Source organism: Kitasatospora sp. NPDC101447 (assembly GCF_044767225.1).
Taxonomy (GTDB): domain Bacteria; phylum Actinomycetota; class Actinomycetes; order Streptomycetales; family Streptomycetaceae; genus Kitasatospora.
Genome location: NZ_JBIWNL010000031.1, coordinates 25,742 through 45,691, shown reverse-complemented (window position 1 = coordinate 45,691; position 19,950 = coordinate 25,742). Strand labels below are relative to the sequence as shown.

The window sequence follows — 19,950 nt, the reverse complement described above, 5'->3', positions numbered from 1 at the left end:
GGTCGAAGTCGGCAACCTCCGGCCGGTGACTGCGAGATGATGACGCGTCAAGATGTCGGCTGGAAGGGGAGCTGCAGGATGGCCGACGGTGCGCCGACGGGATCGGGACCGCGCACACGGGTGGACCGGAGGCCCTGGGGGCGCCCCGAGGACGACCCGGCAGCCGGCCCGCCCTCGCGGCTCAAGCGGTTCCGCGCCCACCCGGAGGCGCCGACCAGGGTCGTTCCGCCCCGCGGTACCCACCCGGAGGCGCCGACCAGGGTGGTCCCGCCCCGCGGTACCCACCCGGAGGCGCCGACCAGGGTGGTCCCGCCCCGCGACGCCGACCCGCGGACCGTCCTGCGGCGGCCGGCGCCCGCCCGCGGCGGTCACTTCGGTGGCGCCTTCCCCGCGGCCCTGCTGAACCGCTACGAGCCGTACGAGGTCGCCGGCTCCGGCACCGAGGGCACCGTCTGGCACGTCCGGCGCACGGACGGCGGCGGGGACGCCGCGGTCAAGGTGGCCCGGGCGGGCCAGGCCATGGACGTCGAACTGCTGCGGCACCTGCGCACCCCGGCCTACCGGCGGCACGTTCCCGGGATCATCGACTTCGGGCAGGTCGAGCACGCCGGCGTGGAGTGCGCCTGGGTGGCCATGGAGTACCTGCCGGTCACCCTCGCCGACCACATCGCCGCCCTGCACGACAAGGGCCGGCACACCGATCCGCGGGAGACCGACCGCATCATCCGCGAACTCGTCGCCATGCTCGACTTCTGGCAGCGGCGGATCGAGCGCAACCCGGTGGACTTCAAGCCCTCCAACATCCTGGTGCGCCCCGGCGGCGGCCCCGGGGAGTTCGTGATCGCGGACTTCGGGGGCGTCGCCCGCCTCACCGCCAGCCGCAGCTTCTCACCCGAGATGCAGGTGACCATCGCCTACATGGCCCCCGAGCAGCTCGCCGGGGCCAACCACCCGGCCGGGCCGTGGTGGGGCCTGGGCAACGTGCTGTACGAGCTGTTCTCCGGCCGCCCGCACTACCTGGACGCGGACGGTCTGCTGGTCAGCGACGAGGTGCTGCAGTACGACCTGGTCTTCGGGGAGGAGGCGGACCTCTCGGGCGTCACCGACCCGCGCCGGCTGATGCTGCTCCAGGGCCTGCTGACCAGGAACCCGGCCCACCGCTGGAAGGCCCAGCAGGTCACCGGCTGGCTGGAGGGGGCCAGCCCCGCGGTCGTGCGCCCGCAGGGCGCCTCCGCGGGAGGTGCGGGCGGCCACACCCACCGGCCGGTCACCTTCCTGGGGGAGCCGTACCACGCCCCGTCTGTGCTGGCCTGGAGCATGCTGAACCGTTCCGCGGAGGCGGCGGAGTGGCTCGTCGACGGCGGGGCGCAGCACCTGCTGGACTGGCTGCGCGACGAGGTCAGGGACACCCTGTTCGACCTGCAGTACCTGCGGGCGGTCGACAGCGCCAGGGGTGCCCGGCGGGCCGACGCGGCCGCACTCGCCGTCCTCGCCTTCGGCGCCGCGTTCGCGCCCTCGGCCACCCCGGTCTACCGCGAGCGCCCGGTCGACGCGGCCGGCCTCACCCGGATCGCCGCCGGGCCGGACACCGTCGCCTTCGTCGACGACCTGCTCGCCGGCTCGGTCTCGACCGTCGCCGCCCGCTACGACTGCGACCACCCGGAGTGCCACGGCGAGCACTGCGGGCGGCTGATCGCGCTCGCCCGGGTGCCGCAGGTCGTCGCGGACACCGACCGGGCCGCCCGGGAGCTCGGCGGCGGCCGGCGCACCGGGGACGGCCTGAGCGCCGAGGAACGGGCCGAGGCCTACCGGCTGGCGGTCTGGCTGACCGTCCAGCCCGAGGAGCACGCCCGGCTGCTGGGCCGGCTGTCCCCGCTGCCCACCGCGCTGCACCGGCTGCCGCTGCCCGCGCGGGTGTCGGCCGTCCTCGCCGTGGTGGCCGCGGTCGTGGTGGACGTCGTGCTCGCCGCTTGGGCCAGGACCCCGACCGGCCGCGGGACGGCGGACGGGGTGCGGCGCCGCTGGTCCGCGCTGCGCCGCCGCGCGGTGCGCGCCGACCCCGGGACGGTGGCCGGCTGCGCGGTCCTGGTCGCCGCCGAGGCGCTGCGGGCCAGGGCGGCCGGGGGCACGCAGGAGGCGCCCGGGCGGGTGCCGGACGGCCGGGAACCGGTCGCGCGGCGGCTGTGGGCCCACCTCGTCCCCCGGGCCCGGGTCTGGTGGGGCAACGCCCGGATCGCCGTGCCGCGCCAGGCGGCCGCGGCCCTGCTGGTGTGCACGGCCCTGGCGCTGCTGCTCTGGGCCGGCGCGCTCGCCCGGACCAGCGTCGACGCCGGCAACGGCCTCGCGATCCTGCCGAACGGCCCGTTCGGCCACCGGCTGCGCACGGCCGGCGAACTGGCGGCCCGGTCGGTGGCGCCGCAGCTGGGTGCGGCCCTGGCGGCCGCGCTCGTCCTGGCGGTGTTCCCCGCCCGGGTCGGCCGCGGGACGCTGGCCCTGGCCGCGGCGGGGGCCGCGGCGATCGGGTACCTGCGGCTCGGGCCACCGATGACGGTGCTCAAGCCGCCGCCCGCCGTCGTCGACCGGGTGGTGATGTTCGAGGGCGGCATGGGCAGTTGGGCCGGGGTGGCGGCGGCCGTCGGGGTCGTCCTGGCCGTGGTGCTGACCGAGCGCGCCGCCCGGCTGTCGATCGCGGCGTCCGAGGCCCGGCGGCGGACGGCCGAGCAGTGGCGGCGCCTGGCGCGGGCCTCGGCCGGCGGCGGGGCCGGGGCCGGTACGAGGGGCGGCGGCGGGGCTGCCGGCGGGACCGGCCGGACCGCGACCGGCCGAACGGCGACCGGCCGGACCGCGACAGGCGGGAGCGGGAGCCGGGCCGGGGCACGCCGGACCGCCGCTGCGCCCGCCGCGCGGGACTGGAGCCCGGGCAGCGCCGGTGCGCGGGAGCGCGCCCGCTTCGTGCTCGGCAGTACCTTCGTCCTGGTCGTCCTGCTGTGGGCCACTGTCGAGGTACGGCTGGCCGCGACCGGGCACCACCCGACCCCGGCGTCCTGGGACACCGGCCAGGTCGGCGCCGACTACCAGGCCGGTTTCACCCTGCTGCTGGCCGCCGTGTCGGTCGCCGGCACGCTGGCCGGGCCGCGTACCGCGCGCCGGCTGTTCGCACTCTGGCTGCTCGGCACGGTGGTGCTCGGCGCCCTGCCGCCGCCGCTCGGCCCGATGGAGGCGCTGCGCATCCCGGTGGCCGGCCCGGTCTACCGCGGCATCGCCGGGCTCTGGGGCCACAGCGCCTTCTGGGCGGCCGTCCTGATCGCCCTTCCCCTGGTGTGCCTCGGCATCCAGCGCACCGTGCTGCGCGCCGGCCGCTGAGCGGCACGGAACGGGGACGGAGTCGGGGCCGGGGCCTCGTACGGGGCCCGGTACGGGGTCGGGGTCGGGGTCGGGCTCGGGGTCCGGGGTGTGGTGTGGCCGCTCCCCGGCCCGTCACCGCGGCGGGGTGGGCAGCCACCAGGAGCGGCGCCAGAGCAGCACGGCCGCCACCAGGGTCTGGCCGATCAGCCACGCCGCGCCCGCGCCGGTGATGCCCAGCACCGGCAGCAGCAGCGCGGTCAGTGCCAGCACGACGACCGCGAGCGCCGCCAGCACGCCCACCACCACGCCCATCCGGCGCCGGGCCCGGGAGAGCGCCACGACGGTGGTGTTGAGCAGGTTCGGCAGTGCGGACAGGGCGAGCAGCCACAGGGCGACCGTGCCGTGGCTGGCGTACTCGCGGCCGAACACGCGCAGCGCCCACGGGGCGACCGCGATCAGCACCACGACCGCCGCCACCAGCACCCGGCCGGAGTGCCGCAGCACCCGTCGGTAGTCGTCGAGCCGGGTGATGTCCCGGGCGGACTCCACCACCAGCGAGTAGCCCATGTTGGAGCTGAAGCAGTAGAGCGCGAACGGCACCATCCAGGCCAGCGAGAAGTACGCGCTGTCGGCGGCACCGAGGCGGTTGAGCACCATCACGGGGGGCAGGTTCACCGCCGCCAGCCAGCACATCGCGCCCAGGTAGTCCGCGGCGATGTAGCCGAAGGTCGGGGCCGAGGTGTCCGCGCGGGCCTTGGGCGGGGTGCGTTCGTGCCGGGGTACGGCGCGGCCGAAGACGAAGGTGTTCGTCACCAGGAGGGCGAACGCGAGCCCGACCATCCAGGAGAGCAGGATCCCGTTCTGCGCGCCGACGACGGCGAACAGGCCCAGCAGCCCGATCTTCTCGACCGAGAAGAGCCCGTTCTCCAGCGCCACCCAGTCCGGCCGTCGGAGGCCGGTGAGGACGCCGTCCTGCAGGTTGAAGATGGCGTAGCCGGCGGTGGCCACGACGAAGGCCAGGCCCAGGCCCCAGGTGTGCAGGAAACCGAGCCCCGGTGAGACCACGGGGATCAGCAGCACCAGCCCGGCGGCGAACACCAGGGTGACCGCCGCGGCCGTGAGGTAGGCCAGTCCCACCAGCCGCCCGGTGCGCTTCCCGGCGGAGGGCACGAAACGCACCATGGCGTTGGCGAGGTTCAGTTGGCCGATCCCGCCGAGGAACATCATCGCGGAGACGGCGGCGACGTTCCGGCCGACGGTGGCCGGGCTGTACCAGTGGGCGGACAGCGCCCAGTAGAGGGCGCCGAAGAAGGAGGTCAGGAGCGAACTGAGGGTCAGCACGTGCGCGTTGCGCAGCAGCGGGTCGTAGCCCTTGGCGGAGCCGAGGAGAGCCCTGCCCCGGGTCCGCACCGACCGGAGGACGGCGGCGGACGGGCCGGCTCCGTTGCTCACCACCAGCAGCTCCCGTCGTCGGCCCACCCCGGTCCGGACGCGGCCCGCAGCCGGTACGGGCCGGCGTGCCCATTTTATGACCCGACCCCCGCTCGCTGCCCGGCCACGGCGACGCCCCCCGCCGGACGGGCGGGTGCCCGCGGGCGAACCTAGCCTGGGAACCGGGGTCCCGCCCTATCGGCCGGACGGGAACCGGGCCCCGCCGGATCGGCCGGAGAGGAGTCGGCGCGCCATGCCCAGGACGCTTCCCGCCGGTGTCGAGGTGACCAGTCCGGCGCCGCGCGAGGTGTGGTGGGAGCTGATCGCGCGCGACGCCGAAGCGCTGGTGACGCAGACGCCGACCTGGCTGGACTGCCTGTGCGAGGCCTGGCCGTGGGAGGACGCGAGCCGGCTGTACCGGTTCGTCGACGGCCGGCGGCTCCTCGTGCCGCTGGTCCGGCACCGGCGCTGGCCGATGCGACTGCTGACCGAGGAGTCCTGGCCCGGGTGGGGTGTCGGCGGCGCCGTCGTGCCGGACGGCGCACCGGACGCGCGGGAGGCCCGGCTCGTCCTCGCCGACCTCGCGGACCGGCCCGCCCTGCGGGTGGCGGTGCGGTTCGGCCCCGGCTCCGCAGCGGTCTGGAACGAGGTCGTGCCGGGGGCCTTCTCGGCGGTCGACCGCACGACCTACCTGCTCGACCTCGACGGCGGGTGGGAGGAGGTCTGGTCCCACCGCTTCCACCAGCAGGTGCGCCGTGGCGTACGGCGGGCCGAACGCGAGGACGTCGAGGTGGAGGTGGACCGGAGCGGGCGGCTGGTGCCGCAGTTCCGGCGCCTCTACGAGGAGTCGGTCGTCCGCTGGGCCGAGCAGCAGAACGAGCCGCTCGCCCTGGCCCGGTGGCGCCGGCGGCGGGAGGAACCGCCGCGGCTCCTGGAGGCGGTCGCGGAGCGGTTCGGCTCCTCCTGCGCGATCTGGCTGGCCAGGTGCGGCGGGCAGCCGGCCGCCGCGATCGTCGTGCTGCGGCACGGCACCCACACCAAGTACTGGCGCGGGGCCATGGACCGGAGCCTGGCGCACCCGGTGCACGCCAACCACCTGTTGCACCGGCTGGCGATCGAGGACGCGTGCGCGGCCGGGAGCCGCCTCTACGACATGGGTGATGCCAGGCCCGAGTCCTCGCTGGCCCAATTCAAGCAGAGCTTCGGCGCGCGGCCTGCGGCGTCCCCGGCGTACTACCGCGAGCGGCTGCCGCTGACGGCGCTGGACCGGCGGCTGCGCGGGGCGGTCAAACGGGTCATCGGGTTCCGGGACGCCTGACCCTGCGACGGGCCTGACGGCCGGACGGGGCCTGACGGCCGGACGGGGTCCGGCGGGCCTGACGGGGTCCGGCGGGCCTGACGGGGTCCGGCGGGCCTGACGGGGTCCGGCGGGGGCCGACGGGCCTGACGGGGTCCGGCGGGTGCGACCGCGGGCCAGCTCAGCCGACCAGCCGGGAGAGCTCGATCGAGTGCCCCGTCCGCTCCACCTTCGCCGTCAGGTACCGCACGTTGCTGGCCGAGAGGTGCACGCCCGTCGGCACCCGGTGCCGCACGGAGATGCCGAGGCCGGCCAACTGCGCAGCCTTGTCCGGGTTGTTGCTCAGCAGGTCGATGCCGGTGGCGTCGAGCGCGGCGAGCATCTGAGCGGCGGCGGTGTAGTCCCGGCCGTCCTCGGGCAGGCCGAGCGCGGTGTTGGCGTCGTACGTGTCCAACCCGGAGTCCTGCAGGGCGTACGCGTCGAGCTTGTTGTACAGCCCGATGCCCCGGCCCTCCTGGCGCAGGTAGAGCAGGTACCCGCCGGCCTCGCTGATCCGCTCCACCGACTCGCGCAGCTGCGGCCCGCAGTCGCAGCGCTCGGAGCCGAAGACGTCGCCGGTCAGGCACTCGGAGTGCAGCCGGACCAGCGGCGTCCCGCCCTCGGGGACCGTGCCGAGGGCGAGCGCCAGGTGCTCGGCGCCGTCGGCGAGGCCGTGGAAGGTGAAGACCTCGGCCTCGGCGCGGTAGCCGTCGGGGAAGGTCAGCGGGATGCGCACGCGCGAGCGCACCGTGGCGGGGCCGGGTTGAGGCATGGGCGGGCCTTCGTCGATCGGGGGCGGACCGGGTTCGGTCGGGATCCGGGATGGATCGGATGTCGACCGTACTCGGTTGTTCCAATTTGAACAACTGGCGGAAGGTGCGGGGCACGACTGCGGAGGCGCACAACACCCCGCCCGCCTCGCGTGTTCCCGCGCGGCCGCCGCCCGGTGTTCCAACATGTGGAAGGGAGGCGGCCCGGGGTGTCGACACTGCGAGACTTCCTCCCGTTTCCTGGGCACGGGAACGCACCCGCGCACGACCACCGACGACAACGGAAGGTCCTGATCAGATGCCCATGAGCCGCCCCGACTCCACCACCGGCACCACCGCCACCGGTACCACCGCCGCCACCGCCATCACCACCGACACCGCGACCCGGCTCCGCTTCGACGCCGAGCAGCGCGCGGTCGAGGCCCTCTACGCGGACGTGGTCCGCCGCAACAAGGGGGAGACGGAGTTCCACCAGGCCGTCCACGAGGTGCTGGAGACCCTGGCCCCGGTGCTCGCCCACCGCCCCGAACTCCTCGACGCCCGGATCATCGAGCGGATCTGCGAGCCCGAGCGGCAGTTGATGTTCCGGGTGCCGTGGACGGACGACTCCGGCGACATCCACGTCAACCGCGGCTTCCGGGTGGAGTTCAGCAGCGCCCTCGGCCCGTACAAGGGCGGGCTGCGCTTCCACCCCTCGGTGAACCTCGGCATCGTCAAGTTCCTCGGCTTCGAGCAGATCTTCAAGAACGCGCTCACCGGGCTGTCGATCGGCGGCGGCAAGGGCGGCTCCGACTTCGACCCCAAGGGCCGTTCGGACGCCGAGATCATGAGGTTCTGTCAGTCCTTCATGACCGAGCTCCACCGCCACCTCGGCGAGCACACCGACGTGCCCGCCGGGGACATCGGCGTCGGCGGCCGCGAGATCGGCTACCTCTTCGGCCAGTACAAGCGGATCACCAACCGCTACGAGGCCGGCGTGCTCACCGGCAAGGGGCTCGGCTGGGGCGGTGCGCAGGTCAGGACCGAGGCCACCGGCTACGGCTGCGTGCTGTTCACCGCCGAGATGCTGCACAGCCGCGGCGAGAGCCTGGACGGGCGCCGGGTGGTCGTCTCCGGCTCGGGCAACGTCGCGCTCTACGCGATCGAGAAGGCGCAGCAGCTCGGCGCCACGGTGCTGACGGCCTCCGACTCCTCCGGCTACGTGGTGGACGACAAGGGCATCGACCTCGGCCTGCTCAAGGAGGTCAAGGAGGTCCGGCGCGGCCGGGTCTCCGAGTACGCCGAACTGCGCGGCAGCCACGTGCGGTTCGTCGAGGGGCCGGGGGTGTGGAGCGTGCCCTGTGAGGTCGCGCTGCCCTGCGCCACCCAGAACGAACTGACCGAGGCCGACGCGCTCGCCCTGGTCCGCAACGGTGTGCTCGCCGTCGCCGAGGGCGCCAACATGCCCACCACCCCGGAGGCGGTCCGGGTGTTCCAGGAGGCCGGGGTGGCGTTCGGCCCGGGCAAGGCGGCGAACGCGGGCGGCGTCGCGACCAGCGCGCTGGAGATGCAGCAGAACGCGTCGCGCGACTCCTGGACCTTCCGGCACACCGAGGAGCGGCTGGCCGGGATCATGAAGCACATCCACGACTCCTGCTTCACCACCGCCGAGCGCTACGGCCGGCCCGGGGACTACGTGGTGGGCGCCAACATCGCGGGCTTCGAACTGGTCGCGGACGCGATGCTGGCCCAGGGCCTGGTCTGACCTGCGGCTCCCGTCGCCGACCCGGCGATCGGTACCCGACCGGAGCGGGCACCGATCGTCGGGTGCGGCAGGGTGGGTCCTTCCTACGGTGGTGATCACAAGGAAGGACGGGGTCGGAGTGCTGGAGCACCTGAACCGGGCGATGGAGCACATCGAACGGCACCTGGACGGCGAGGTCGACGCGGCCGAGCTGGCGAGGATCGCGATGACGTCGGAGTACCACTTCCGGCGGCTGTTCTCGATGCTCGCCGGGATGCCGCTGTCGGAGTACGTGCGGCGTCGGCGACTGACCGTCGCGGGGGCCGAAGTCCTCGGCGGCGAGCGGACGTTGCTCGACATCGCGGTCCGGTACGGATACACCTCGGGGGAGGCGTTCGCCCGGGCGTTCCGGGCGATGCACGGGGTCGGGCCGGGGGAGGCCCGGCGCGACGGTGCGGTGCTCACCTCCCAGCCCCGGATGTCCTTCCGACTCGTCGTGGAAGGAAGCAGCAGCATGGAATACCGGATCGTCGAGAAGCCGGACTTCCGGATCGTCGGCAGGAAGGCCCGGGTGCCCCTGGTCTGGCTGGGGGTCAACCCGCACATCGCCGAGTTCATCAAGGGGCTCGGCAAGGAGACCGTCGAGCGGATCACAGCCCTGAGCGGCAAGGACCCGGTCGGCATCGTGTCGGTGAGCGACGACTTCTCCCCGAACCGCGAGGAGGGTTCCGAACTCGACTACTGGCACGCGGTGGTGGCGCGTGAGGGCGCCGAGGTCCCGGAGGACATGGACGTCCTGGAGGTGCCGGCCGGCACCTGGGCCGTGTTCACCAACTCCGGGCCGTTCCCGCAGGCGCTGCAGGAGATGTGGGGGGACGTGGCCGCCCAGTGGTTCCCGTCCAACCCGTACGAGGCCCGGCGGGGCCCGGAGATCCTGCGGACCCGTTTCGTCCCCGGGTCGGACGACGCCGACTCGGAGCTCTGGATCCCGGTGGCGCGGGCTCCGCGGGGCTGACGACTGACAGCTGACAGATAACAGATGACAGCTGACAGATTTCGAAATCTGTCAGCTGTCATCTGTTTTCTGTTTCCCGTCTCCTGTCGTCCCGTCTCCCGCCCCGCCCCGTTCGGCCCACCAGCGCCCGCCCCCGGCCCTCCTGCCCCGCATCCTGGGCGGGGAGGGCCGGGGGCCGAGAACGAGCTGGAGAACCGACGCCATGAAGCAGACCTCCGTGACCACCGACGGCCCCTGCTGGGTCGAGCTGGGCACCTCCGACCCCACCGCCGCCCGGGCCTTCTACCGCGAGCTGTTCGGCTGGCGGGAGGACGACGGCGAACGGCCCGAGGACGGCGACTACGTCCAGATGCTCCTCAAGGACACCCCGGTCGCCGCGATCACCCCGCGCTACGCGCCGCAGCAGCCGACGGCCTGGTCGGTCTGCTTCGCCGTGGCCGACGCCGACGCCACCGCGGCCAGGGTCGAGAGCGCCGGCGGCACCCTCCTCAAGGCGCCCGCCGACGTCCTCGACCGCGGCCGCTTCGCGGTGGCCGCCGACCGCTCCCACGCGGTCTTCCTGCTCTGGCAGGCCCGCTCCTTCAAGGGCGCCGGGGTGTTCAACGAGCCCGGCTCGCTCGGCTGGGTGGAGCTCCTCACCCGGGACCGGGACGGCGCGGTCGCCTTCTACCCGGCGGTCTTCGGCTGGTCCGTCGCCCCCTCCGAGCACTACACCCAGTGGGGCCTGGCCGGTGAGGACTTCGGCGGCATGCTGGTGATGGGCGACGCCTTCCCGCCGGAGGTGCCGCCGCACTGGCTGCCGTACTTCTCGGTCGCCGACGTGGACAACACCGTCGACCGGGCGGTGGCCCTCGGCGGGGACGTGCTGATGCCCGCCTACTCCATGCCGGGCGGCCGGCGGATCGCCGTGCTGCGCGACCCGCAGGGCGCTGCCTTCGGCGTCTACCGGCCCCCGACGGAGGGCTGAGCCGGGCGCGGCTCCGTGCGCGGGCGCCGTCGCGCCGCCACCGTCGTCACCGCCGCCCCCGCCGTGATCAGCAGCGCCCCGGCCGGCACCACGTCGCCGACGCGGTCGTACCAGGTCATCGTGGCGGGCTCGGTGAGCGGCAGCCGGACGGTCAGCGCGCCGGTGCCGTCGGTGCCGAGCCGGGCCAGTTCCCGGCCCTGCGCGTCGAAGGCCGCCGAGACCCCGGTCAGCGAGGCCTGGACGGCCGGCCGCCCGGTTTCCGCCGCCCGGATCGCCGCCAGCGAGACGTGCTGCTCGGGCGCCCAGGTCTGCTGGAAGGTCGAGGTCGAGGACTGGTAGACGAGCACCCGGGCGCCGTCCCGCGCGGCGGTGCGGGCCATGTCGGGGAAGGTCGACTCGAAGCAGATCAGCGCCCCGACCGGCAGCGGAGCGCCCGTCCGGTCGGTGGCCGGCAGCAGGTGGAACGCGGTGCCGGGCGCCCGGTTCTCGCCCGCCGCGCGGCTGACCCCGGCGACCCAGCCGAGCACCGGCCGCAGCGGGATGTACTCGCCGAACGGCACCAGCCGGATCTTGCGGTAGCGGTCCACCACGCCGGCCGGGGAGACCAGCACCGCGTCCTTGGAGATCCGCCCGTCCGCCTTGCGCGCGTCCTCCCCGGCGATGACCCGGGCGCCGGTGGTCGCGGCGAGGCCGCGCAGCGTGTCCAGCGCGGCCGGGTCGTGGTCCAGGTCGGCCGTGGTGCTGCTCTCGCCCCACACCACCAGGTCCACCGGCTGTCCGACCAGTGCGGCGGTGGCCCGCGCGCTCGCGTCGAAGCGGGCCTGCGGGTCCTCCACGACGCCGGGCTGGACGAGCGCGACCGTGACGGCCCCGGCCCCGGCGGGCGCCTCGCGCAGCGCGAACAGCAGCGGACCGGAGGCCACCACCAGTACCGCCGCCGAGGCCGCGACGGCCCGCGGTCGCCAGTGCACCGCGGTGAGCGCGATCAGTACCCCGGTGTTCACCGCCGCCACCGCCGCGCTGACCAGCCAGATCCCGCCCGCCGAGGCCAGCCCGAGGATCGCCGGGTGCTGCCACTGGGTGGCGCCGAGCAGGGCCCACGGCCCGCCCAGCGCCGGCCAGGACCGCCCGTACTCGGCGGACACCCAGACCGCCGGGACGACCACCAGCGCGAGCAGGGCCCGACGGGCGGTCAGCGGCGGGTGCAGCAGCCGGTGCACGGTGTACCCGACGGCGCCCTGCAGCGCCCCGAACAGCACCGCGAGCACCGGGAGTCCGGGCCCGATGGACGGCACCAGCCAGTACATCGCGGTCAGGATGAACCCCGCTCCGAACCACCAGCCGCGCACCGCCGCCTCCCGGCCCCCGGGCGCCCGCTGCATCAGGAGCAGCCCGGGGACGAGCGCGATCCACGCCAGCCAGGCCTGCCCCGGCGCCGGGAACGCGAGCACCGGTACCGCCCCGGCCGCGAGCGCCCCGAGCCGCGCCCGGTAGCGGTGTGGCGCGGGCGGCTCGTGTTCCTCCGCTTCCCGGGCTTCGTCGGCGGGGGTCGTGCTCAGGTCTGGGCTGGTGGGACCGGTGCGGCGCGGCATGCCCCGTATTGTCCGCTCGGACGGCGTGCGCCACCAGTGTTCCCCTCACCCGAATGGACGACGGGAACACCGTCAGCGAGCTGCCGCCCCGCCTCCCGGACGGCCGAGGGACCGCCCGGGAGGCCGGGGACCGTCCGCGAGACCGGGAGGCCGGGGACCGTCCGGGAGACCGCCCGGGAGGCCTCAGCCCTCGTCGCCCTCCAGGTCCCCCTCGGTCTCCAGGAACGCGGCCTGCAGCTGCGCGATCAGCTCCGGGTCCGGCTGCTCCCACAGCCCGCGGCTCGCCGCCTCCAGCAGGCGCTCGCTGATCCCGTGCAGCGCCCACGGGTTGGCGCCCGCGAGGAACTCCCGGTTGACCGGGTCGAGCACGTACTCCTGGGTCAGCTTCTCGTACATCCAGTCCGCGACCACGCCCGTGGTGGCGTCGTAGCCGAACAGGTAGTCGACCGTCGCGGCCATCTCGAAGGCGCCCTTGTAGCCGTGCCGGCGCATCGCCTCGATCCAGCGCGGGTTGACCACGCGGGCGCGGAAGACGCGGGCGGCCTCCTCGGTCAGCGTCCGGGTGCGGACCGTCTCCGGGCGGGTGGAGTCGCCGATGTACGCGGTCGGCGCCTTGCCGGTGAGCGCGCGGACGGTGGCCACCATGCCGCCGTGGTACTGGAAGTAGTCGTCCGAGTCGGCGATGTCGTGCTCGCGGGTGTCGGTGTTCTTCGCGGCGACGGTGATCCGCTTGTACGCGGTCTCCATCTCCTCGCGGGCCGGCCGCCCGTCCAGCCCGCGCCCGTACGCGTAGCCGCCCCACACCGTGTACACCTCGGCGAGGTCGGCGTCGGTGCGCCAGTCGCGGCTGTCGATCAGCTGGAGCAGGCCGGCCCCGTACGTGCCCGGGCGGGAGCCGAAGACGCGGACGGTGGCCTTTCGCTCGTCGCCGTGCACCGCCAGGTCGGCCTGGACGTGGGCCCGGACGAAGTTGTCCGAGTCGGCCTCCTCCTGGGCGGCGGCCAGGCGCACCGCGTCGTCCAGCAGGGCGACCACGTGCGGGAAGGCGTCGCGGAAGAACCCGGAGATGCGCAGCGTCACGTCGATGCGCGGGCGGCCCAGCTCCTCCAGCGGGATCGGCTCCAGGCCGGTGACCCGGCGGGAGGCGTCGTCCCAGACCGGGCGGACGCCGAGCAGGGCGAAGGCCTCGGCGATGTCGTCGCCGGCGGTGCGCATCGCGCTGGTGCCCCACAGCGAGAGCCCGACCGAGGGCGGGTACGCGCCGTCGTTGTCGGCGGTGTACCGCTCGACCAGCGAGGAGGCGAGCGCCTGGCCGGTCTCCCAGGCGAGCTTGCTGGGGACGGCCTTGGGGTCGACGGAGTAGAAGTTGCGGCCCGTCGGCAGCACGTTGACCAGGCCGCGCAGCGGCGAGCCGGACGGGCCGGCCGGGACGAAGCCGCCCTGCAGCGCGTGCAGCACGGCGTCCAGCTCGTCGGTGGTGGCGGCCAGGCGCGGCACCACCTGGGTGGCGGCGAAGGTCAGCACCTCGTGGACGGCCTCCCGGACGGTCTCCGGCAGCTCGGCGGTGACCTTCTCGACCGCCTCGGGCGCCCAGTCCTGCGCCTCCATGGCCTCGACCAGGGCGCGGGCCCTGGCCTCGGCCGCGTCGGTGGCGCCGAGGGTCAGCGCCGCCTCGTCCAGGCCGAGCGCCTCGCGCAGGCCGGGCAGGGCGCTGACGCCGCCCCAGATCTGCCGGGCGCGCAGGATGGCGAGCACGATGTTGACGCGGTCGGTGCCGGACGGCGCCTGGCCGAGGACGTGCAGGCCGTCGCGGATCTGGGCGTCCTTGACCTCGCAGAGCCAGCCGTCGACGTGCAGCAGGAAGTCGTCGAAGCCGTCGTCCTCGGGGCGCTCGTCCAGGCCGAGGTCGTGGTCGAGCTTGGCCGCCTGGATGAGGGTCCAGATCTGGGCGCGGATGGCGGGCAGCTTGGCCGGGTCCATCGCGGCGATGTTGGAGTGCTCGTCCAGCAGCTGCTCCAGGCGCGCGATGTCGCCGTAGGAGTCGGCGCGGGCCATCGGCGGGACGAGGTGGTCGACCAGGGTGGCGTGGGCGCGGCGCTTGGCCTGGGTGCCCTCGCCCGGGTCGTTGACCAGGAAGGGGTAGACCAGCGGGAGGTTGCCGAGGACGGCGTCCGGGCCGCACTCGGCGGACAGCGCGGCGGTCTTGCCGGGCAGCCACTCCAGGTTGCCGTGCTTGCCGAGGTGGATCACGGCGTGGGCGCCGAAGCCGCCGTCCTCCTGCGCGGCCTCGATCCAGCGGTAGGCGGCCAGGTAGTGGTGGCTCGGCGGCAGGTCGGGGTCGTGGTAGATGGCGACCGGGTTCTCGCCGAAGCCGCGCGGCGGCTGGATCAGGACCAGCAGGTTCCCGGAGCGGATCGCGGCCAGCACGATGTCGCCGTCCGGGTTCTGCGAGCGGTCGACGTACAGCTCGCCGGGGGCCGGGCCCCAGTGCTCCTCGACCTGCTCGCGCAGGGCCTGCGGGAGGGTGGCGTACCAGCGGCGGTAGTCGGCGGCGGGGATGCGCACCGGGTTGCGGGCCAGCTGGTCCTCGGTGAGCCAGTCCTGGTCGTAGCCGCCAGCCGCGATCAGGGCGTGGATGATCGCGTCGCCCTCGTGCCCCTCGTCCTCGGTGCCGTCGAAGCCGGGCAGGTCGTGCCCGAGGTCCATGCCCTCCTCGCGCAGCCGCTCCAGCAGGCGGACGGCGCTGGCCGGGGTGTCCAGGCCGACGGCGTTGCCGACCCGGGCGTGCTTGGTCGGGTACGCGGACAGCACCAGCGCGAGGCGGCGCTCGGCGGCCGGGACGTACCGCAGCCGGGCGTGGCTGACGGCGGTGCCGGCGACGCGGGCGGCGCGCTCCGGGTCGGCGGCGTAGACCGTCAGGCCGTCCTCGTCCAGCTCCTTGAAGGAGAACGGGACGCTGATCAGGCGGCCGTCGAACTCCGGCACCGCGATCTGGGTGGCGGTGTCCAGCGGGGACAGGCCGTCGTCGCTGGCCTCCCACTGGGCGCGCGACCAGGTCAGGCAGAGCGCCTGCAGGATCGGGCGGTCCAGGGCGGCGAGCGCGCCGGCGTCCCAGGCCTCCTCGTCGCCGCCGGCCTGTGCGTCGGCCGGGCGGGTGCCGCCGGCGGCGAGCACGGTGGTGACGATCGCGTCGGCCTCGCCGAGCGCGGCCAGCAGCTCGGGCTCGGCGCCGCGCAGCGAGGCGCAGTAGTAGGCCCGGGCGCGGGCGCCCTGGTCCTCGATCGCCCGGCAGAGCGTCTCGACGAAGGCGGTGTTGCCGCTCATGTGGTGGGCGCGGTAGTAGAGCACCGCGACCGTCGGGCCCTCGCCGGTACGGGCTTCGCGCTCCAGCGGGCCCCAGGCCGGGGCGGGGGCGGGCGGGGCGAAGCCGTGGCCGGTCAGCAGCACGGTGTCGGAGAGGAACGAGGCCAGGTCGGCCAGGTTGGCCGCGCCGCCGTGGGCGAGGTAGGCGTGCGCCTCGGCGGCGATGCCGGCCGGGACGGTGGACAGCTCCATCAGCTGGGCGTCGGGGGCCTGCTCACCGGTCAGCACCACGACCGGGCGGGGGCCGGCCAGCAGTGCGTCCAGGCCCTCCTGCCAGGCGCGGCGTCCGCCGAGCAGGCGGACCACGACGAGGTCGGTGCCCTCCAGCAGCGCGGGCAGGTCCTCGGGGGTCAGCCGGGCCGGGTTGCCGAGCCGGTAACGCACCGGCCCCTCGGCGGCACGGGCGCTGAGCAGGTCGGTGTCGGACGTCGACAGCAGCAGGATCATGCGAAGGCCCTCCCGGCCTCGTCGGTGGCCGGGACGGCCGTGAAATGGGCCGGGACGGCCGTGAAGTGAGCCGGAGTGGCCGTGGGGACGGCCGTGGACGCGTGTGCGGGCATGCGACAGCGCTGGTGCATTTCTGCCTTCCTCGGGGTCCGCGCCCCGGGCCGGTGGAGGACGGCAGGAGTTCCTGGCTCCCGCGGCCGACCGGTTTCCCGGTGAACCGCGGTCACAGTGGCGGGACCGCACCGGGCTTGCACCGGTTTCCTCCCCTGCGCCGTCGCTGGCGTGTGCGGACGGTCCGCCGGACCGTCCGCCCAGCATCGTACGGGGTACGGCTGACCTGGGGGAGAGTGAGCTTTCGGTCGCGGGCTCTGGACCGCCCGGCGCACGGCTGTCCGTCGTGCGGACCGGCCGCCCGGCGTACGCGGCGGGTGCGCCGGAGTGTGATGCAGCGGACGGAGGCAAGCGATCGGATCATCTGTATGCTCGCCGCCATGCCACCGACACCCGACGCCACCGCGCCGGGCGCCGCCGTGCCCGACCGGGAGGTGCCCGACCGGGGGCGCGGGGACGCCTGCCCCGGAGCGCTGCGTCTGCACCAGGCCGACGACGGCGCCCTGGCCCGGATCCGCCTGCCCGGAGGCCTGCTGACGGACCGTCAGGCGCTCGCCCTGGCCGAGGCCGCCGAGGCCCTGGGCGACGGGGAGTTGGAGACCACCTCGCGCGGCAACGTCCAGCTGCGCGGCCTGGCACCGCAGTGCGCGGCGGACCTCGCGGAGCGGCTGCGCGCCGTCGGTCTGCTGCCCTCGGACACCCACGAGCGGGTCCGCAACATCGTCGCCTCGCCGCTGGCGGGGCTGGACGGCACGGACTCGGCCGATGTCCGGGCCTGGGTACGGGAACTGGACGCGCGGCTGTGCGCGAGCGACTGGGCGGCCGGGCTCTCCGGCAAGTTCCTGTTCGCGCTGGACGACGGGCGGGGCGACGTCGCCGCGCTCGACGCCGATGTGACATTGATCGCAGGCTCGGGGGCCGCCGCCGCGGACCGCGACCGGCCCGCCCTGCTGCGCCTCGGGCGCGCGGGCCACGGGCACCCGGTCGAGGCCGGGCAGGAGGTGACGGCCGTGCTGGACGCGGCCCGCTCCTTCCTGGACGCGCTGCGGACGAGCGGCCGCAAGGCCTGGCACCTGCGCGAGGTCCCCGAGTTGCTGCCCGCCGGCTCGGTGCCGCTGCCCGCCTTCGCCGGTGCGGCGCCCGCCGTGGGCGCGCTTCCCGGCGGGCTCTCGGTGGGCCTGCGCTTCGGCCGGGCGAGCGCCGCTCAGTGGCGGGCGCTGGTCGCCGCCGCGACGGCTTCGGCCGGTGAGCTGCGGCTGACGCCCTGGCGCGGTGCGGTCGTGCCCGGCGCCTCCGCCGACCTGCTGCCCGCGCTCGCCGGGGCCGGTTTCCGTACCGAACCGGGCTCGCCCTGGGAGCGGGCCACCGCCTGCACCGGGCTGCCGGGGTGCGCCAAGTCGCTCGCCGACGTCCGCTCGGACGCGGCCCGGGCGCTGGACACCGACCCCCGGTCCGCGGCCGGTGACGGGGGCCACGACGCGCTGCCCGTCCACTGGTCGGGCTGTGAACGGCGCTGCGGCCACCCGGCCGGGCGGTGGGTGGACGTGCTCGCCACGGGGCACGGCTACCGGGTGACGGTGAACGGACCGGCGGCTGCCCCCACGGCCGCCGAGGTGACGAACGAGGAGATGGCCGAGGCGGTCGCCGAGGCCAGGAGGACCACGAAGTGATCGAGTACGAGAAGGACGGCGCGTCCATCTACCGCCAGTCCTTTGCCACCATCCGCGCGGAGGCCGATCTGGCCGCCCTCCCGGCGGACGTCTCCCAGGTCGCGGTGCGGATGATCCACGCCTGCGGGATGGTCGACCTGGTCGAGGACCTGGTGTACTCGCCCGGCGTGGTCGCCTCCGCGCGCGCCGCGCTGCACGCCGGTGCGCCGATCCTCTGCGACGTCAACATGGTCGCGAGCGGGGTGACCCGCAAGCGGCTGCCCGCCGACAATGAGGTGATCTGCACCCTCACCGACCCGTCGGTGCCCGAGCTCGCCCGGAAGATGGGCAACACCCGCAGCGCCGCGGCCATGGAGCTGTGGCTGCCCCGGCTGGAGGGTGCGGTGGTCGCCGTCGGCAACGCGCCGACCTCGCTGTTCCGGCTGCTGGAGATGATCGAGGCGGGCGCGCCGCGCCCGGCCGCGGTGATCGGCGTCCCGGTCGGCTTCATCGGTGCCGCCGAGTCCAAGCAGGCCCTGGCCGAGCACCCCTCCGGCCTGGAGCACATGGTGGTGCGCGGCCGGCGCGGTGGCAGCGCGATCGCCGCCGCCGCCGTCAACGCGATTGCGAGCGAGGAAGAGTGACGGAGCATCAGAACGCCTCGGTCGGACGGCTGTACGGTGTCGGGCTCGGCCCGGGCGACCCGTCGCTGGTGACCGTCCGCGCCGCCGAACTCATCGGCAAGGCCGACGTGGTGGCGTACCACAGTGCCCGCCACGGCCGGTCCATCGCGCGCTCGATCGCCGAGCGCTATCTGACGGGTGGCCAGATCGAGGAGAAGCTGGTCTACCCGCTCACCGTCGAGACCACCGACCACCCCGGCGGCTACCGGGGAGCGCTCGACGACTTCTACGAGGAGGCCGCCGCCCGGCTGGCCGCCCACCTGGACGCCGGCCGCGACGTTGTCGTCCTCGCCGAGGGCGACCCGCTCTTCTACGGCTCCTACCAGCACATGCACAAGCGGCTCGCGCACCGCTACCCGACCGAGGTCGTGCCCGGCGTGACCTCGGTCAGCGCCGCGGCGGCCCGGCTCGGACAGCCGCTGACCGAGGCCGAGGAGACGCTCACCGTCATCCCGGGCACGCTGCCCGAGGAGGAGCTGACGGCGCGGATCGCGTCGGCCGACTCCGCCGTGATCATGAAGCTGGGGCGCACCTTCCCGACCGTCCGCCGGGCCCTGGAGCGGGCGGGGCGGCTGGCGGACGCCCAGTACGTCGAGCGGGCCTTCATGGCGGGGGAGCGCATCGCGCCGCTCGCGGAGGTCGACGAGGAGACGGTGCCGTACTTCTCGGTCGCGGTGCTGCCGAGCAAGGTCGCGCCGCTGGAGCCCGAGGTCCGGCTGTCGGAGGGCACCGGCAGCGTGACCGTCGTCGGCACCGGGCCGGCCGGACCGCTCTGGCTCACCCCCGAGGCGCGCGGCGCGCTGGCCGAGGCCACCGACCTGGTCGGCTACACCACCTACCTGGCCCGGGTGCCGGAGCGCCCGGGGCAGCTCCGGCACGGCTCGGACAACAAGGTGGAGTCGGAGCGCGCCGAGTACGCGCTGGACCTCGCGCGGCGCGGGCACCGGGTCGCGGTGGTCTCCTCGGGCGACCCGGGCGTGTTCGCGATGGCCACCGCCGTGCTGGAGGTCGCCTGCGAGGAGGCCTACCGGGACGTACCGGTGCGGGTCCTGCCGGGGATGACCGCCGCCCACGCGGCCGCCTCCCGGGCCGGCGCCCCGCTCGGGCACGACTATGCGACGGTGTCGCTCTCGGACCGGCTCAAGCCCTGGGACGTGGTGGCCAAGCGGCTGCGCGCCGCCGCCGAGGCGGACCTGGTGCTCGCGCTGTACAACCCGGGCTCGCAGTCCCGTACGACCCAGGTCGGCCTCGCCCGGGACCTGCTGCTGGAGTACCGGGCGCCGGAGACGCCGGTGGTGATGGCCCGCGACGTCGGCGGGCCGACCGAGCGGGTGCGGATCGTCCGGCTCGGCGAGCTGGACCCGGCGCTGGTCGACATGCGGACGATCCTGCTGATCGGCTCCTCGCAGACCCGGGCGGTCGAGCGCGGCGGCGGCGTGGAGGTCGTCTGGACGCCCCGGCGGTACCCGGAGGCCGAGGGCCCCGCGGCGGAGTGACGGCGATCGACTGACGGATGAC

Annotated in this window: 12 protein-coding genes and 1 riboswitch; of the genes, 8 read left to right on the top strand and 4 right to left on the bottom strand. The window is 75.0% G+C overall.

Going from position 1 to position 19,950, the window contains the following annotated elements; translation table 11 throughout:
* Window positions 1-120 precede the first annotated feature (120 nt).
* A complete protein-coding gene (locus ACIRST_RS31835) occupies window positions 121-3,363 on the top strand; it encodes a hypothetical protein (protein WP_402806461.1) in 3,243 nt (1,080 codons plus the stop codon).
* Between the two features lie 114 nt (window positions 3,364-3,477).
* Here ACIRST_RS31835 and ACIRST_RS31830 read toward each other — a convergent pair whose 3' ends face one another.
* Entirely contained in the window at window positions 3,478-4,800 is a 1,323-nt protein-coding gene (locus ACIRST_RS31830; RefSeq protein ID WP_350526247.1) for a hypothetical protein, read from the bottom strand.
* Window positions 4,801-5,029: 229 nt separating this feature from the next.
* Here ACIRST_RS31830 and ACIRST_RS31825 point away from each other — a divergent pair, with 229 nt between their 5' ends.
* A complete protein-coding gene (locus ACIRST_RS31825; RefSeq protein ID WP_402806458.1) occupies window positions 5,030-6,094 on the top strand; it encodes a GNAT family N-acetyltransferase in 1,065 nt (354 codons plus the stop codon).
* Window positions 6,095-6,254: 160 nt separating this feature from the next.
* Here ACIRST_RS31825 and ribA read toward each other — a convergent pair whose 3' ends face one another.
* On the bottom strand, window positions 6,255-6,884 hold the full coding sequence (gene ribA, locus ACIRST_RS31820) for a GTP cyclohydrolase II (protein ID WP_402806456.1): 630 nt from the start codon (window positions 6,882-6,884) through the stop codon (window positions 6,255-6,257).
* 302 nt (window positions 6,885-7,186) lie between these two features.
* Between ribA and gdhA the strand changes: the two genes are divergently transcribed.
* The 3 genes from gdhA (at window position 7,187) to ACIRST_RS31805 (ending at window position 10,587) form a co-directional block, all read left to right on the top strand.
* A complete protein-coding gene (gene gdhA, locus ACIRST_RS31815) occupies window positions 7,187-8,626 on the top strand; it encodes an NADP-specific glutamate dehydrogenase (protein WP_350526273.1) in 1,440 nt (479 codons plus the stop codon).
* A 118-nt stretch (window positions 8,627-8,744) separates the two neighbouring features.
* Window positions 8,745-9,620, top strand: a complete 876-nt coding sequence (locus tag ACIRST_RS31810; RefSeq protein ID WP_402806453.1) for a GyrI-like domain-containing protein — start codon at window positions 8,745-8,747, stop codon at window positions 9,618-9,620.
* Window positions 9,621-9,822: 202 nt separating this feature from the next.
* The gene (locus ACIRST_RS31805) at window positions 9,823-10,587 is read left to right on the top strand and encodes a VOC family protein (protein ID WP_350524192.1); all 765 of its coding nucleotides are present in this window, start codon (window positions 9,823-9,825) and stop codon (window positions 10,585-10,587) included.
* On the opposite strand, the gene lnt is transcribed toward ACIRST_RS31805, so the two are convergent.
* Together lnt and cobN are read right to left on the bottom strand one after the other, a co-directional pair.
* The gene (gene lnt / locus ACIRST_RS31800) at window positions 10,563-12,179 is read right to left on the bottom strand and encodes an apolipoprotein N-acyltransferase (RefSeq protein WP_402806450.1); all 1,617 of its coding nucleotides are present in this window, start codon (window positions 12,177-12,179) and stop codon (window positions 10,563-10,565) included. The two genes, ACIRST_RS31805 and lnt, sit on opposite strands and share 25 nt — an antisense overlap.
* Before the next feature lie 183 nt (window positions 12,180-12,362).
* A complete protein-coding gene (gene cobN / locus ACIRST_RS31795; RefSeq protein WP_402806447.1) occupies window positions 12,363-15,989 on the bottom strand; it encodes a cobaltochelatase subunit CobN in 3,627 nt (1,208 codons plus the stop codon).
* A 178-nt stretch (window positions 15,990-16,167) separates the two neighbouring features.
* A riboswitch (cobalamin riboswitch) is annotated at window positions 16,168-16,253 on the bottom strand.
* Window positions 16,254-16,480: 227 nt separating this feature from the next.
* Between cobN and ACIRST_RS31790 the strand changes: the two genes are divergently transcribed.
* The 3 genes from ACIRST_RS31790 to ACIRST_RS31780 are packed head-to-tail and all read left to right on the top strand — an operon-like array spanning window position 16,481 to window position 19,928.
* Window positions 16,481-17,770, top strand: a complete 1,290-nt coding sequence (locus ACIRST_RS31790; RefSeq protein ID WP_402806444.1) for a hypothetical protein — start codon at window positions 16,481-16,483, stop codon at window positions 17,768-17,770.
* Window positions 17,767-18,393, top strand: a complete 627-nt coding sequence (locus tag ACIRST_RS31785) for a precorrin-8X methylmutase (protein WP_350524196.1) — start codon at window positions 17,767-17,769, stop codon at window positions 18,391-18,393. Before ACIRST_RS31790 ends, ACIRST_RS31785 begins: the two co-directional genes overlap by 4 nt.
* Complete coding sequence (locus tag ACIRST_RS31780) at window positions 18,390-19,928, top strand: precorrin-2 C(20)-methyltransferase (protein WP_402806441.1); 1,539 nt, start codon at window positions 18,390-18,392, stop codon at window positions 19,926-19,928. Before ACIRST_RS31785 ends, ACIRST_RS31780 begins: the two co-directional genes overlap by 4 nt.
* Window positions 19,929-19,950 lie beyond the last annotated feature (22 nt).

What these genes read in the sequence shown, in the direction of transcription:
- ACIRST_RS31790 (WP_402806444.1), top strand. Translation starts at nt 16,481, where the DNA reads ATGCCACCGACACCCGACGCCACCGCGCCGGGCGCCGCCGTGCCCGAC.
- ribA (WP_402806456.1), bottom strand. Translation starts at nt 6,884, where the DNA reads ATGCCTCAACCCGGCCCCGCCACGGTGCGCTCGCGCGTGCGCATCCCG.
- ACIRST_RS31825 (WP_402806458.1), top strand. Translation starts at nt 5,030, where the DNA reads ATGCCCAGGACGCTTCCCGCCGGTGTCGAGGTGACCAGTCCGGCGCCG.
- lnt (WP_402806450.1), bottom strand. Translation starts at nt 12,179, where the DNA reads ATGCCGCGCCGCACCGGTCCCACCAGCCCAGACCTGAGCACGACCCCC.
- cobN (WP_402806447.1), bottom strand. Translation starts at nt 15,989, where the DNA reads ATGATCCTGCTGCTGTCGACGTCCGACACCGACCTGCTCAGCGCCCGT.
- gdhA (WP_350526273.1), top strand. Translation starts at nt 7,187, where the DNA reads ATGAGCCGCCCCGACTCCACCACCGGCACCACCGCCACCGGTACCACC.
- ACIRST_RS31805 (WP_350524192.1), top strand. Translation starts at nt 9,823, where the DNA reads ATGAAGCAGACCTCCGTGACCACCGACGGCCCCTGCTGGGTCGAGCTG.